This is a genomic window from Rhizobium sophorae (assembly GCF_013087515.1).
GTDB classification, from domain to species: Bacteria; Pseudomonadota; Alphaproteobacteria; order Rhizobiales; family Rhizobiaceae; genus Rhizobium; species Rhizobium sophorae.
In genome coordinates this window covers 1-14,953 of sequence record NZ_JABFCN010000016.1, presented here as the reverse complement: position 1 = coordinate 14,953, position 14,953 = coordinate 1, and the positions used below count along the sequence as shown (strand labels likewise).

Genomic DNA, 14,953 nt, shown 5'->3' with positions numbered 1-14,953 from the left:
CCGGTCGCCCAGCACCTCGAATCACCTCGAAAAGCCGGGGATTATAATTAGTTAACGGATTTTTACCTTTGCCTCTGGACAAGGCGAATCACCCATGATTCTCTAGCTCAGGTTCGAGCGAGCGGCGCGCGAATCACATGAGGGACAAGGCGAAGAGATGATGGACGTGCGGCGGGCAACCGTGGCCGGAGGACGGCTGCGTGTCGATTTTGACGGGCTGAAAGCCTGGCGCGACAGCCTTTCGGGCCATGCGACATCGGAACCACTTCTCCGTTATCTGCCGAAGGCCGAGCTGGTCTTGAAGCGAGCCATCCCGGCGCTGATCGTTGCCTTCCTCTCCGTCGTCGCCGCCTCGCATTTCTTCGGCATGATGAGCGAATACGGGCGGCTGGAGGCCTCGGCGCGCCATGCCACCGCACTTTCGGCGGCGACCGCCTCTGCTGTGTTTGCCGATGCGGCAGACATCTTCGACAACGGCGATATCACCAGGGCGCAGGCCCGCCTCGCCAAATACCTGCCGCAGGACCGGCTGGACAGCGGTGCTTTCGTGTTGCTCGTGCAGGCAAGCGGCAAGGTTTTTGCCGCGACCACCGCCGGGCTTTCGTATGTGGGCAGCAATGTCGGTGATTTCTTCCCCGAGGTCTCGGCGATCCGGCGCTTCGGCGATCGCGCCGGCGTCATCGAAACGACGATCGGCAGCGTGCCGCATTATGCCGAGATCACACTGATGGGCAATGCCGGCGGGTATATCGTCGCCGCCACCTCGCTCGACGAAATCGGCCGGCTCTGGCGCGAGGAACTGGCGCTCAACGTCACGCTGTTTGCCGGCATCTCCTCCATCCTGCTCGTCATCCTCTATGCCTATTACACGCAGGTAAAGCGCGCCCGCGATGCCGACGACATCTTCCTGGAATCGAACCTGCGCGTCGAGACGGCGCTGTCGCGCGGCCGCTGCGGCCTCTGGGACTTCGATTTCGAGAACCGCGAATTCTTCTGGTCGCGCTCGATGTACGACATGCTCGGTCTGCCGGGCTCCGACAAGACGATGGGTTTCGGCGAAGCCGCCCGACTGATGCATCCCGATGACGGCGGGCTCTACGAGATCGCGCGCGCCATCGGCAAGGGCGCTTCCGGCCAGGTCGATCAGATCTTCCGCATGCGCCATGCCGGCGGCCACTATGTCTGGATGCGGGCACGTGCCCAGGTGATCCGCAGCAATTCCGGCCGTATGCACCTGATCGGCATCGCCATGGACGTGACCGAACAGCATCGGCTCGCCCAGCGCTATGCAGAAGCCGACCAGCGCCTGGCCGACGCCATCGAATGCACCTCGGAAGCCTTCGTGCTCTGGGACAAGAACGATCGGCTCGTCATGTGCAACACGCATTTCCAGCAGGCCTATGGCCTGCCGGACAGCGTGCTCGTGCCCGGCACCGAACGCTCGACCGTCAATGCCGCCGCTGCCCGTCCTGTCATCGAACGGCGGATTTCCGATGCCGACGGCTCCGGCTATTCGCGTACGACGGAGGTGCAGCTTGCCGACGAGCGCTGGCTGCAGATCAACGAGCGGCGCACCCGCGACGGCGGCAGGGTTTCGGTCGGAACCGACATCACGCTGATGAAACGCCATCAGGAGCGGCTGCGCGAATCCGAGCGCCGGCTGATGGCGACGATCGGCGATCTGTCCGCCTCGCGCCAGACGCTGGAGATCCAGAAATCCGAGCTTTCGACGGCCAACGCCAACTATCAGGCGGAGAAAGAACGCGCCGAGGCCGCCAACAAGGCGAAGTCGGAATTCCTCGCCAACATGTCGCATGAGCTGCGCACGCCGCTCAACGCCATCCTCGGCTTCTCGGAAATCCTGCAGAACCAGATGTTCGGGCCGCTCGGCTCACTGAAATACGACGAATATGCCCGCGATATCCATGACAGCGGCAAGCATCTGCTCAACGTCATCAACGACATTCTCGACATGTCGAAGATCGAAGCCGGCCATGTCAGGCTGCATTGCGAGCGCATCGACCTCGTACCGCTGATCGAGGAAAGCCTGCGCTTCACCGCCATGCCTGCGGCCGAAAAGAACATCGTCATCGAACAGCGCATCTGCTCCGGCCTGACATTGATGGCCGACCGCCGGGCGATGAAACAGGTGTTGCTCAACCTGCTCTCCAATGCGGTGAAGTTCACCGACAATGGCGGCCGCATCGCGGTGCGCACCCGCCGCGTCGACGGCGCCGTCTTCGTCACCATCGCCGACACCGGCATCGGCATTCCACGCTCGGCGCTGTCGAAGATCGGCCAGCCCTTCGAACAGGTGCAGAGCCAGTATGCCAAGAGCAAGGGCGGCTCCGGCCTCGGGCTCGCCATCTCCCGCTCGCTGACCTCGCTGCATGGTGGCCGCATGAAGATCCGCTCACGCGAAGCGGTCGGCACCGTGATCTCGCTGCGCATTCCCGACGATATCTAGGTGTCGGACATAACCCGTATCGCTGTTATCTAACTCGAAAACCTTGCGACCACGCCCAAACCGTCCGCGCGTCGCTTGAAAAAGGGAGGCCGGAATGATGCGCTCATCCCGGCCCCTAACTGGTCTTCACAGCTGCCTGGCAGTCTCACTGCCGTATAGTTGCGGCTCGACCGAGTTTTATGCTGTCAGACGGCAATCTTGCCGCCGCCGGCCTTGGTGATGGCGACGACCGCGGGCCGCACCGGCATATCGGGTTTGAAGTCCGGCCAGCGGGTGGAAAGGTCCTCGTAATAGGACGGGCGGCCGTGATCCGGCCAGTCCTCGCCGCCATCGCCGGGATGCTGCACGGCGACGAAGGCGGTCTGGTCATCCGGCGTAAAGAGCGGGCCGCACATTTCGGCACCGACCGGCACGCGGAAGAACAGTTTCGACGTGGCACGCGCCGCTCCTTCCGTATCGACGGCCCACAGACCGTCGGTGCGGCCGGTGGCCTTGTTGTTGTTGCCGTCCGTCGACACCCAGAGGCGACCGGCGGAATCGACGGCGCAGTTGTCGGGCATGCCGAACCAGCCGTTCTTGGTCGTTTCAGTCGAGAAGGTCGCGCCGACGGCCGCAACGGACGGATCGCCGCACTTCAGAAGCACTTCCCACTCGCCTGAGGTGGCCGTGAAGTCGCCGTCGTTTTCGGAGATCTCGATGATATGGCCGAAGGCGTTTTCCGCGCGCGGGTTGGCGGCGTCCACCTGGTCGGCCTTGCGGCGGGTGTTGTTGGTCAGCATGACGTAGACCTTGCCGTTGACGCTGTTTGGCTGGACGTCTTCCGGGCGGTCCATCTTGGTAGCCCCGAGCGCGTCGCCGGCGCGGCGACATTCGATCAGCACATCGGCCTGGCTGGTGAAGCCGTTCTCGGCCGTCAGCGGGCCTTGGCCGAAGATCAGCGGCAGCCACTGCATGGTGCCGTCCTCATTGAACTTGGCGACATGGAGCGTGCCGCTGTCGAGCAGATTCATGTTGGCGGCGCGGTCGTTCGGGTTGAACGCTGCGTCGGTCACGAACTTGTAGACATAGTCGAAACGCTCGTCGTCGCCGAGATAGAAGACGACCTTGCCGTTCTTGGCGACGATCGACTCGGCACCCTCATGCTTGGTGCGGCCGAGCGCCGTGCGCTTCTTCGGCGTCGACGTCGGGTCCATGACGTCGACCTCGACGATCCAGCCGAAACGGTTCGGCTCGTTGGGCTCCTTGGAAAGATCGAAACGGTCGTAGAAATTCGCCCACTCGTAGCCGCCTTCCGGAACGCCGTAACGCTTGTAGTTGGCGGCTTCCTTGTGGCCTTCCGGCAATGCGCCGGAAAAATAGCCGTGGAAATTCTCTTCAGCCATGATGTAGGTGCCCCAGGGCGTCACGCCGCCGGCGCAGTTGTTGATCGTGCCCATGGCGCGGGTGCCGGTCGCGTCGGCACTGGTCTTCAGGCGATCGTTGCCGGCAGCCGGACCGGAGATTTCCATAGCCGTGTTGGCTGTGATGCGGCGATTGTACTTGCCGTCGATGACAGCCTGCCACTTGCCGTCCACCTTCCGGATCTCAACGATGGTGCCGCCATGGGCGGCCATCTCGACATCCACCTGCTCCTTGCTGAGCGCGCCCTGCTTGATCTTGCCGTCAACCACCTGCACGAGGCCGGGAAACATCAGATGCGGGTTGGTGTATTCGTGATTGACGACGAGCAGGCCGTGCTCGGACGAACCTTCGAGCGGAATGAAGCCGACATAGTCGTTGTTGTAGCCGAACTGCTTGCTCTGCGCATCGGCCGTCTGCTTCGTCGGGTCGAACTCGGGGGCGCCCGGTAGCACGGCATCGCCCCAGCGCAGCAGGATATCGGCATTATAGCCTTCCGCAATGTGATGCTTGTCGTCGACGCCGGCCTCCACTTCGGAGAAGTTGAAGGCGGAGCCCTCGTTGTCAGCGGCGCGTGCCTCGTCGGCGCTCATGAGCGCGATCGGGCTGACAGTTGCGGCAATCGCCGAAACGGCAAGCGAGCCCTGCAGAAAATTGCGGCGCGAGAAGCGCTTGCCGATGATTTCGCCCATCGTCGGATTGGCGCTCATGTTGTGGCCGTCGCCATCGGCGTCTTCAAGCTGCGTCGTCGGGAATATCTTCTGGGAAATATGCTCGTTCATTGGCTCGCCTCCAAGTTAAGATTTACCCCAAGTCTGGAGCCATTCTAACCTAAGGTTACACTATTACAGGTGTGCGACAGGCATCGAAATGTCGAGCAGGCGGCTCACAAGGCTGAGGCAGCACCGTCCTTTCAGAAAAGCACCGCAAAACGACGATCACGCCGTCCTCACTTTTCATTGCTCCTTCCTGATCCCGCAAATTTGTCTTTTTTAAACAGAGACTTACCGTACCTCCCCCGATTGTCAACAAATGTCGAACAGTTTGTCGCTGTTTCGCTAGGGCTGAGCGCCCGCTAGGGAAATGCTGCACGCAATCTGCTGTCGAAACAATTCAAGGATCATCAATGTTTTCCACTAAGTCCGCCCTCGTTGCCGGTGTCCTGGCACTTGCGTCCTCCACTGCATATGCGCAGACGATCGATGTTCCTGCCGGCACCTATCAGGCGGATGTGACCCATACCAATGTTCTGTGGAGCGTCGTCCATTTCGGCCTTTCCAACTATATTGGCCGCTTCGACAAGATTTCCGCGACTCTCGAGCTCGACCCTGCGGACGTTACGAAGTCGAAACTGACGGCAACCATCGATCCGGCTTCGGTCAGCACAAACTATCCGGCAAGCGACAAGAGCTTTAATGCAGAGATTGCCGGTGAGATGTTCTTCGATGCGGCCAAGTTCAGCGAGATCACCTTCGTTTCCACGGCCATCAACGTCAAGGACGACGGCAAGACCGGAACCGTCACCGGTGACCTGACGTTCCACGGCGTCACCAAGCCCGTCACGCTCGACGTTACCCTGAACGCGGCGCTCAACCCGCACCCGATGTCCAAGAAGCCGACCGTCGGCTTTTCAGCAACCGGAGTGATCAAGCGCTCCGATTTCGGTGTCGCCGCTTTGGTGGGTCCTGTCAGCGACGACGTCAAGCTGACGATCGAAACCGAGTTTGTCGCTCAGTAGGTGTTCGTTGCCGGTGCAGCCCGACATCGTCGGGTTGCGCCGGCTGTTTTGCGCTCCCATTGCGACGATTGGAAGTCACCCATGTCAGCTACACATTCGGTCCGGGCCTACAGTATGGGTGCAATGATCCTGCACTGGCTCATCGCTGCGCTCATCCTGACCCAGCTTGCCATGGGTTTTCTGATGAGCCGCGTGGAGAGCGTTCCAGATACGCTGCGTTTTGGGATGTTTCAGTGGCACAAGACGTTCGGCATCGCGGTCCTAACCTTGACGATCGCCCGCATCGCCTGGCGCCTGTTCCACACGCCGCCCGCGCATGCGCCGATGACACGGGCGGAACGGGCCGCGGCCAGCATCGTCCATGCACTGTTCTATGCGCTGATGCTGGTCGTGCCTTTGACCGGCTGGCTGCTGGTGTCGGCGTCCTCTACAGGGATTCCCACCCTTCTGTTTCTCTCCGATACCCTGGTCTGGCCACATCTGCCCATTCCGGCCTCGATGCGCGCAACAGTTGAGGCCGCGTCCGAGAATGCGCATGTCATTCTGGCCTATGGTTTCGGTTTGCTTCTGGTTCTGCATGTGGCCGGGGCGCTCAAGCATTCGGTGATAGACCGGATGCCGTCCTTTTCGCGAATGATACCTTTCGGCTGGCTGCGCCGGATGCCCTCCTCCGCAATCGGCGTGCTGGTCTCCGTCGTGCTGGCACTGTGCTTTATCGGCGGCGGACTGTTGATCTCCAGAACGGGCGGCACTACATCCGTCAATGCCGCGGACCTTGGATCGACTGAAGCATCGCCATCCGGCTGGGTGATCGATAAAACGAAGTCTGCACTGACCTACACGATCAATTTCTCCGGAACGCCGACTGCCGGCACGATCGGAAAATGGGACGCATTCATCGAATTCGATCCGGACAATCTTGGCGCCGCCAAGGCGCGGATTGTCATCGACGCCGCCTCCATCGATTTCGATAATTCATTCGTCAGGCCCAATATCGGCGGCGACGACGGCCTGCAGACGGCGACCCATCCGCTGGTGGAGGTTGTGCTCGACCATTTCGAAACGGCGGGCGAGGCCTATTACGGCAAGGGCAATGTCCTTGTCCGCGGTGTGACGGTGCCTGTGTCGGTCCCGTTTACGATGCAGCGCGACGGGGCGGGACGGGCCATCGTTGCCGGCACGGCGGAGCTGGATCGTCTGGCCCTTGGACTTGGTCTGCAGAATGACGGAAAGGGTGAATGGCTCGACAAGGTCATCCGCGTAGCCTTCAAGCTCGAAGCGACGCCGTCCGGGCCAATGAGCTAAGCCGGAAAGTCGCTGGCGCCCCCGGTTCCTTGTAGATGAAGCTGTCATCCTCGCCAATGATCCGAGTGCGGTTGTCTGGGAGCAGACCTTTGTCAGCTTGTCGATGCAGCAGTGAAAACCGCCAGCTGAGCGGCGAAAGCACGCTTGTATGCGGGCCGCGCTTCGCCGCGGGCGACATAGGCGGAAAGGTTCGGATAGTCGTCCAATATATCCGATCCTTTCAGCCTGAGCAGCACCGTCACCATCAGCAGGTCGCCGGCGCTGAACGCGCCGTCGAGCCAGTCGGCATCGCCAAGGCGACGGGAAAGACCGTCCAGCCGTTTGCGGATGCTGACCTCGAGGGCATGCAGGCGCTGCTCGTACCAAGGCTCGTTGCGCTCGAAGATTCTGGCGAGAGCGCGGTCGAAGATCGGCGGTTCCACCGTGTTGAGCGCGGCAAACATCCATGTGAGCGCACGCGCCCGGGCATTCGCATCGTCCGGCAGCAGGCCCGCATGGCGCTCGCCGATATGGAAGACGATGGCGCCGGACTCGAATAAAGCGAGATCGCCTTCTTCATAGGTCGGGATCTGCCCGAAAGGCTGCAGCGCGAGATGCGCAGGTTCCTTCATCTCTTTGAATGATACAAGACGCACGTCGTAAGGCTGGCCCACTTCTTCGAGCGCCCAGCGAACGCGCATGTCGCGGGCCAGCCCTCTGCCGCGATCGGGCGACCGTTCAAAAGCGGTAATGGTAATCGTCATTGGTGTTCTCCATAGCTTTGTCCTGAAGACGGTCGGCTAAACGAGAATCCGACAGATCATGCTCGAGATAATCCTCGTGGTCGTTCGATCTGATGTGAGATCAGGCTTTCACGACATTCAGGAATATTTTCCGAACCGCTTTCGACAGCCGCTTCACCTCCGCTTCCAGCGTCTTGATGTCAGGGCTGTCACCGGCGCGGCAGACGAGTTCGACGAGGCCCGCCGGCGCGTCCTTCGGATCGAACAGGCCGTCGATGGAGAGGCGGATCAGTTGCGAAAGGCCGGTATAAAGCGCGAAGGCTTCGAGGCATATGTCGAGATCGGCGGTGGCCATCAGCGGCTCGCCAAGCTCCTTCAGGGCCTCGCCGGTGCTCATCCCGTTGGCGGCAATGCCGACGCCCCTAGTCGGTGCGATCAGTGCGAGATATTGGGCGATGAATTCGAGATCGATGACGCCGCCGGGAATGAGCTTCAGGTCCCACGGGCCGGACGGCGGCTTTTCCTTGTCGATCAGTTCGCGCATCTCGGCGACATCATGCGCCACCTTGGCAATATCGCGATCGGCCGACAGCACCTCGCGAACGACAAGCTCCGCCTCGGCGATCAGGCTCTCATTGCCGCAAATCAGCCGGACGCGGCTGAGCGCCATGTGCTCCCAGGTCCATGCCTCTTCGCGCTGATATTTGCCGAAAGCATTGATACGGGTGGCGACCGGCCCCTTGTTGCCGGATGGGCGCAGCCGCATGTCGACCTCATAAAGCACACCTTCTGCGGTCGGCGCCGAGAAGGCGGCGATCAGTCTCTGGGTGATGCGGGTGAAGTAACGCGTCGCATCGAGCGGCTTGGGCCCATCGGATTCCAAGGCCGCATCGTCATAATCATAGAGCAGGATCAGATCGATGTCGGAACCGGCCGTCAGCTCGAAGCTGCCGAGCTTGCCCATACCGGCGACCGCGATGCGCCCGCCGGGATAGTCGCCGTGTGCTGCCCGCATCTCGCCTACCACGGCATCGAGTGCCGCCGCAATGATGAGGTCGGCGAGATGGGTGAAGGCGCGTGCGGCCATCACCCCGTTGATCGCGCCAGTGAGCAGGCGGATGCCGATCAGGAAGCGCTGCTCGGCGGCGAAGATGCGCAGCCGGTCAAGCACCTCCTCATAGTGGCGGGCCTGCGCAAGCGAGCCCTTCAGCCGTTCGCCGAGATAATCGCGCGTCGGCAGTTCGGCCATCAAGCCGGGATCGAGCATGCCGTCGAAGACATGCGGCTTGGCGGCGATCACCTCGGCAAGCCGGGGTGCCGAGGACATGATGTTGACGATCAGCGACAACAGCGCCGGGTTGCTGCCGAGCAGCGAGAACAGCTGGATGCCGGAGGGAAGGCCGGAGATGAAACTGTCGAAGCGCAGCAGCGCCTCGTCGGCGCGCTTGCTTTCGCCGAAGACCCGCAGGAGCTGCGGCGCCAGTTCCGTCAGCCTTTCGCGCGCTTCCACCGATTGCGTCGCGCGGTAGCGGCCATAATGCCAGGTGCGGATGATACGGGAAATATCGGACGGCCTGGTGAAGCCGAGTTTTTTCAGCGTCTCCAGCGTATCCGGGTCGTCGCCCTGGCCGGTGAAGACGAGGTTGCCGGTCTCGGTGGAAAGCCTGCTCTCCTGTTCGAAGAGGTGGGCGTAACGCCGCTCGACCGTCTTCAGCACGCCGACCAGCCGTTCGGAGAAGCTCGGCGTGTCGGAAAAGCCCATCATGAAGGCGATGCGTTTCAGGTCGGCATCCGTTTCCGGCAGCAGGTGGGTCTGCTCGTCGCGCACCATCTGGATGCGATGCTCGACATCGCGCAGGAACCAATAGGCCTCCGTCAGTTCGTCACGGGTTTCCGCATCGATCCATTTCGCCTTGGTGAGTTCACCGAGCGTCTCCTCGGTCGACCGGCCGCGCAAGGCCGGCATGCGGCCGCCGGCGATCAGCTGCTGCGTCTGGACGAAGAATTCGATCTCGCGAATGCCGCCGCGGCCGAGCTTGACGTTATGACCCTTGACCGCAATGGCGCCGTGGCCCTTATGCGCGTGGATCTGCCGCTTGATCGAATGGATATCTGCAATCGCCGCGTAATCGAGATATTTGCGGAAGACGAAGGGGGCGAGCCCGCGCAGGAAGTCGCGGCCCGCGGTCAAGTCGCCGGCAACGGCGCGTGCCTTGATGAAAGCCGCCCGCTCCCAGTTCTGGCCCCTGCCCTCGTAATAGATCATCGCCGCATCGACCGGGATCGCCAGCGGCGTCGAGCCGGGATCGGGGCGCAATCTGAGATCGGTGCGGAAGACGTAGCCGTCCGCTGTCCGCTCCTGCAGGATGCGCACCAGCCGCCGCATCATTCTCGGGAAGACCTCGATCGCGTCATCCGGGTCAGGCACGATGCCGGCCTGTTCGTCGAAGAAGACGACGAGGTCGATATCGGAGGAATAGTTGAGTTCGGATGCGCCGAGTTTGCCCATGCCGAGCACGATCAGCCCGGAGCCGTCGCTCGGTGCCGCCAAATCCCGCAGCCGCAGCTTTCCACCCTCATGCGCCGAAAGCAGCAGATGATCGATGGCGGCGGCAACCGAAGCTTCCGCAAGCTCGCTCAGCCAGGTCGTCGTCGCCCGCCCGTCGAAGATGCGCGCGAGATCGGCGAGTGCGACGAGGAAAGCCACCTTGCGTTTGATCATTCGCAGCCTGCTCATCACCACGGATTCGGCAGGTGCAGCCCCCTCGCCATCCGGCCGCCAGCAGCCCCGCGCCTCGGCGACCAACGCCTCGATCTGCGGCTCCAGCGGCTCGGTAACGGCGCCGGCGAGGATGGCGGGGTCGAGATTGACGATTTCGCGCAGATAAGGCGACAGCGTCAGCACGGCCGCGATGAAATCGCGAAGCGGGCTCTCCGTCTTCAGCATCGCGGCCACCGACGGCTCGTGTCTGCCGGCCTCCTGAAGGTCGGCCAGCGCCAGCTTCAACTCCGTCTGGTTCAGCGGACGCAGCAGCCCTTCGGCCACATCCTTCAGGCCATGCGTCGATTTCGTCAGCATGCGCTCTCCCTGCTTTAGCGCCGAAGGAAATGACCCCGCAGAATCGCGGGAACGCCTCCTTCGACCGGCATTAAACTAGGGTCTTGGCGGAAAACCGCCAATATACGATTCAACCGATCGTATTTCGGCGGAAAAGCTCAGGCGGCCTTGGCGGGGAAAATCATGCTGACGGTCAATCCGCGCTTTTCGGGCTTGTCAGGATCGGTATCGGAGAGTTCCAACCGGCCGTTGTGCAGCTCCATCACCGCTTCCACGAGAGAAAGCCCAAGCCCCGTCCCCGGCTTCGACCGGCTTTCATCGAGGCGGACGAAGCGCTTCACCACGTCGTCGCGCCTGTCGGCCGGAACGCCCGGCCCATGGTCGGCAACCGATAGGCAGATGCCATCCGGGCGGCGGGAGAGCTTCAGCGATACCTTGCCAGCCCCTTCGGTATCGGAGGAATATTTGATGGCATTGTCGAGCAGATTGAAGATCGCCTGACCGATCAGCTCTCGATTGCCCTGCACCTCGACATCCGGCTCGATGCTGGAGCTGAGGCCAAGCCCGGCCTCCTCCGCCGCCGGTTCGTAAAGCTCGGCGCTGTCGGCGACGATGGCCGAAAGTTCTACCGGCGACATCTCTGCGGCGACCGAGCCGGCCTCGACGCGGGAGATCATCAGCAGCGCGTTGAAGGTGCGGATCAGCTGGTCCGATTCGGAGATGATGCCTTCGAGCGCGCTGCGCCGCGCCTCGCCGTCGGCGATATCCAGCGCATCGGCCGCCTTGTTGCGCAGCCGCGTCAACGGCGTCTTCAGATCGTGGGCGATGTTGTCGGAGACCTGCCGGAGGCCCTCGTTCAGCTTCTCGATGCGCTCCAGCATGGTATTCAACGACATCGACAGGCGGTCGAATTCATCGCCGGATCCGCCCACCGGCAGGCGCTGCGACAGGTCGCCGGCCATGATCTTCTTGCTGGCATCCGACATGCGGTCGATGCGTTTCAGAGCGTTGCGGCCGATGCCGAACCAGATGATGATGGCGCCAAGCCCCATGATCGCCAAGGCCACCATCAGCGCCTGGCGCACCAGCAGACGGAAACGCTCGGGGTCGCCGAGGTCGCGGCCGATCAGGATTCTGAGGCCATTGTCGAGCACGAAAATATTGGCGATTGCCTTGTGGCGGCGCTCGATACCACTGTCGGTATAACGCTGGTAGCCGAAGGGCGCGGAGGTCCAGCCGATCTCCTCGAAGACACCCGGCTGCACCGACGCGACGTTGCCGGCGAGAATATCGCCCGAGGGACCGGCAATGATATAGAGGTTGGCGCCCGGCTGGCGGGCACGCCGTTCCATCGTTCGCAGGAGAAGGTTCATGCCGCCGGTATCATAGGCGCGCTGAACCTGCTCCACCTCTTGCCTGACGGCGTCGCGGATCTGGCCCGTCAGCAGCCGCTCCGACATCGCCGTCACATAGAAGACGAGCGTCGCGGCGCAGATGGCGAAAAGCAGAATATAGAGTGCCGAAAGGCGGACTGCTGTGGACTTGAAGAGAACCTTGAAACGGCTCATCCCTCATCCTTGATCATGTACCCCGCGCCGCGAATGGTCTTCAGGAGCGGCTGGCTGTAGTCCTTCTCGATCTTCGAGCGCAGCCGCGAGACATGGACGTCGATGACGTTGGTCTGCGGGTCGAAGTGATAGTCCCAGACATTTTCGAGCAGCATGGTGCGGGTCACCACCTGGCCGGCATTCTTCATCAGATATTCGAGCAGGCGGAATTCGCGCGGCTGCAGCGGGATCTCCTTGCCGCCGCGGCGCACCTCATGGGAGAGCCGGTCGAGTTCGAGATCGCCGACGCGGTAGACGACGTCCTGATCCGGCGTGCCCTTGCGGCGGCCGAGCACCTCGACGCGCGCCAGCAACTCGCTGAAGGCATATGGCTTCGGCAGGTAATCGTCGCCGCCGGCACGAAGACCGGTCACGCGGTCATCGACCTGGCCGAGCGCCGAGAGGATGAGGACCGGCGTATGGATCGACTTGCGGCGCAACTCGCTGATGACGGAAAGCCCGTCGCGGCGCGGCAGCATGCGGTCGATGACGATGACGTCGTAGGTATTTTCCGACCCCATGAACAGACCGCTCTCGCCGTCGCTGGCGTGATCGGCGACGATGCCCGCCTCGCGAAAGGCTTTCGTGAGGTAGACCGCGGCTTCGAGATCATCTTCGATGATGAGAATCTTCATGCGGCCGACATTACCCGCCGGCTGCGTTTCGGCAAGGCTCAAAGCATCTTCCTGCGGGGCGGCGCTCATGGCGATCATCCTTCAAAGGTCAGAAGAATAGAGCCGCGCGGAGTTTCGTCCGCGCGGCTCCAGTTGTCTTGATGATCAGCCCTGGCCGTTGATCGGAAGCGCTACGAAACGGCTTCCTTCATTGGACTGGATCTGGAAGAGCGCGCGGGTGCGCCCGTCCTTCTTCGCCTGGTTCAGCACCTTGACGATATCATCGGCGCTGGAGACCTCCTGGTTGTTGACCGAAGTGATCTTTTCGCCTTCCTTGATGCCCTTGTCGGCGGCGTCGGAGTTCGGGTCGATATCTGTTATCGCCAGGCCCTTGCCGTCGTCCGACGGGCCGACCGTCAGGCCGAGATCGGCAAGCGCCTTTTCGGAAGCCGGTGCCTCAGGCTGCTGCGGCTGATTGCTGTCATCGGCGGACGCATCCTTCTGGTCGATCGGCAGCGTGCCGAGTTCGACGGTGAGAGGCTGGGCCTTGCCGGCGCGCCAGACCGAAAGCTCGACCTTGCTGCCCGGCTGCATCGCGCCGATGCGGCGGCTAAGATCACGCGCATCCTTGATCGTCTCACCGTTTAGCGCGGTGACGACGTCGCCGGCCTTCATGCCGGCCTTGTCACCCGGCGATCCGGCCTGCGGGGCGACAACAAGGGCGCCGCTCGGCTCGGAAAGACCGATGGATTCGGCGATATCCTTGGTCACCGGCTGGATCTGGACACCCAGCCAGCCGCGCGAGACCTGGCCGTCCTTCATCAGATCGGCGACGACATCCTTGGCGGTCGAGGCGGGAATGGCGAAGGCGATGCCGACGCTGCCGCCCGACGGCGAGAAGATCGCGGTGTTGATGCCGACGACTTCGCCGCTGAGGTTAAAGGTCGGGCCGCCGGAGTTGCCGCGGTTCACCGCGGCATCCACCTGCAGGTAATCGTCATAAGGACCGGAGCCGATATCGCGGCCGCGGGCCGAGACAATACCGGCTGTGACCGTGCCGCCGAGGCCGAAGGGGTTGCCGACGGCAACGACCCAGTCGCCGACTCGGACGTTGTTGTCGTCGGCCCAGTTGACGTAGGTGAACTTCTTGCCCTTGCCGTCGACCTTCAGCACGGCGAGGTCGGTGCGCGGATCCTTGCCGATCAGCTTGGCATCGAGTTCGGTCCCGTCATTCATGACCGCGACGAAGGCCTGGCCATCGGAAACGACGTGATTGTTGGTGACGATATAGCCATCCTCGGAGATGAAGAAGCCGGAACCCTGGGCGACGGGGCGGAGGCGACCCTTGCCGCCCGGACCATTCGGACCGCCATTCGGGCCGTTCTGGCCGAAGCGCCTGGAATGGCCCTGCTGATCATTCGGATCCTGGCCGAACTGCTTGAAGAACCGCTTCAGCGGATGATCGTCGGGAAGGTCGTCGAAGCCGCGGCCGTTGAAATCGAAGGAGAAGCCGTCATTGTTGTTGTCGGAGACGGGATTGACGCGGTTTTCGACCCGGACGGAAACGACGGCCGGCGAGACGGCGTCGACGACATTGGCGAAGCTCGGAACGGCAGGCGCCTGAACCTTAACAGCTTCGGCATAAGACCGGGTGATTTCGAGCGGAACGCCGGTTGCAAGCACAGCGGCTGCGATACCGGCGACGGTAGAAGCCTTGAGCACAGTGGCGAGGGACGGACGTCCGTTGAAATTCTTGAGCATTGGAGCACCTTCTCTTGTTCTTAAATCTTCAGACCGGCGACGCCGGATCAGTCGATGACTAAAGATATAGGACGCCGCACCTTACTGCGAACTGTCCGGCTAATGAAAAGTTGGTAATGTTTGCAAGCTTTGCTTCCGGCCAAACGTGCCGCCGGCTTATCTGGGCGGCCTGGACGCGGTCGGAAATGCTCGCCTACCGGCTCAGCCCGGTCGGTTATTTCTTCAGCAGCTCGCTCAGCTTCGCCTGCTCGTCTGCCGTCAGACGGCTTCCTGTCGGCTTGCC

Annotated in this window: 9 protein-coding genes and 1 pseudogene; 3 read left to right on the top strand and 7 right to left on the bottom strand. The window is 62.2% G+C overall.

The window, feature by feature from the left end; all coding sequences use genetic code 11:
• Window positions 1-157 precede the first annotated feature (157 nt).
• The gene (locus G9X64_RS09525) at window positions 158-2,467 is read left to right on the top strand and encodes a PAS domain-containing sensor histidine kinase (RefSeq protein ID WP_168309700.1); all 2,310 of its coding nucleotides are present in this window, start codon (window positions 158-160) and stop codon (window positions 2,465-2,467) included.
• A 185-nt stretch (window positions 2,468-2,652) separates the two neighbouring features.
• Here the strand turns inward: G9X64_RS09525 and G9X64_RS09520 are convergent, their stop codons facing one another.
• Complete coding sequence (locus tag G9X64_RS09520) at window positions 2,653-4,647, bottom strand: PhoX family protein (RefSeq protein WP_171376483.1); 1,995 nt, start codon at window positions 4,645-4,647, stop codon at window positions 2,653-2,655.
• A gap of 344 nt (window positions 4,648-4,991) precedes the next feature.
• Between G9X64_RS09520 and G9X64_RS09515 the strand changes: the two genes are divergently transcribed.
• Together G9X64_RS09515 and G9X64_RS09510 are read left to right on the top strand one after the other, a co-directional pair.
• Entirely contained in the window at window positions 4,992-5,603 is a 612-nt protein-coding gene (locus G9X64_RS09515) for a YceI family protein (protein ID WP_168316718.1), read from the top strand.
• Between the two features lie 81 nt (window positions 5,604-5,684).
• The gene (locus G9X64_RS09510; RefSeq protein WP_168313562.1) at window positions 5,685-6,908 is read left to right on the top strand and encodes a cytochrome b/b6 domain-containing protein; all 1,224 of its coding nucleotides are present in this window, start codon (window positions 5,685-5,687) and stop codon (window positions 6,906-6,908) included.
• Window positions 6,909-7,000: 92 nt separating this feature from the next.
• On the opposite strand, the gene G9X64_RS09505 is transcribed toward G9X64_RS09510, so the two are convergent.
• The 6 genes and pseudogenes from G9X64_RS09505 to G9X64_RS09480 all read right to left on the bottom strand — a co-directional run.
• Entirely contained in the window at window positions 7,001-7,651 is a 651-nt protein-coding gene (locus G9X64_RS09505) for a glutathione S-transferase family protein (RefSeq protein WP_171376482.1), read from the bottom strand.
• A gap of 100 nt (window positions 7,652-7,751) precedes the next feature.
• On the bottom strand, window positions 7,752-10,709 hold the full coding sequence (locus G9X64_RS09500) for a bifunctional [glutamine synthetase] adenylyltransferase/[glutamine synthetase]-adenylyl-L-tyrosine phosphorylase (RefSeq protein ID WP_168313560.1): 2,958 nt from the start codon (window positions 10,707-10,709) through the stop codon (window positions 7,752-7,754).
• Between the two features lie 137 nt (window positions 10,710-10,846).
• Window positions 10,847-12,256, bottom strand: a complete 1,410-nt coding sequence (locus tag G9X64_RS09495) for a sensor histidine kinase (protein ID WP_168313559.1) — start codon at window positions 12,254-12,256, stop codon at window positions 10,847-10,849.
• On the bottom strand, window positions 12,253-13,008 hold the full coding sequence (locus G9X64_RS09490) for a response regulator transcription factor (protein WP_376766393.1): 756 nt from the start codon (window positions 13,006-13,008) through the stop codon (window positions 12,253-12,255). The genes G9X64_RS09495 and G9X64_RS09490 overlap by 4 nt, the downstream gene beginning before the upstream one ends.
• Before the next feature lie 66 nt (window positions 13,009-13,074).
• Window positions 13,075-14,670, bottom strand: a complete 1,596-nt coding sequence (locus G9X64_RS09485; protein WP_168313557.1) for a Do family serine endopeptidase — start codon at window positions 14,668-14,670, stop codon at window positions 13,075-13,077.
• A gap of 214 nt (window positions 14,671-14,884) precedes the next feature.
• A pseudogene (locus G9X64_RS09480) lies at window positions 14,885-14,953 on the bottom strand (cytochrome c-type biogenesis protein CcmH); the annotation flags it as partial.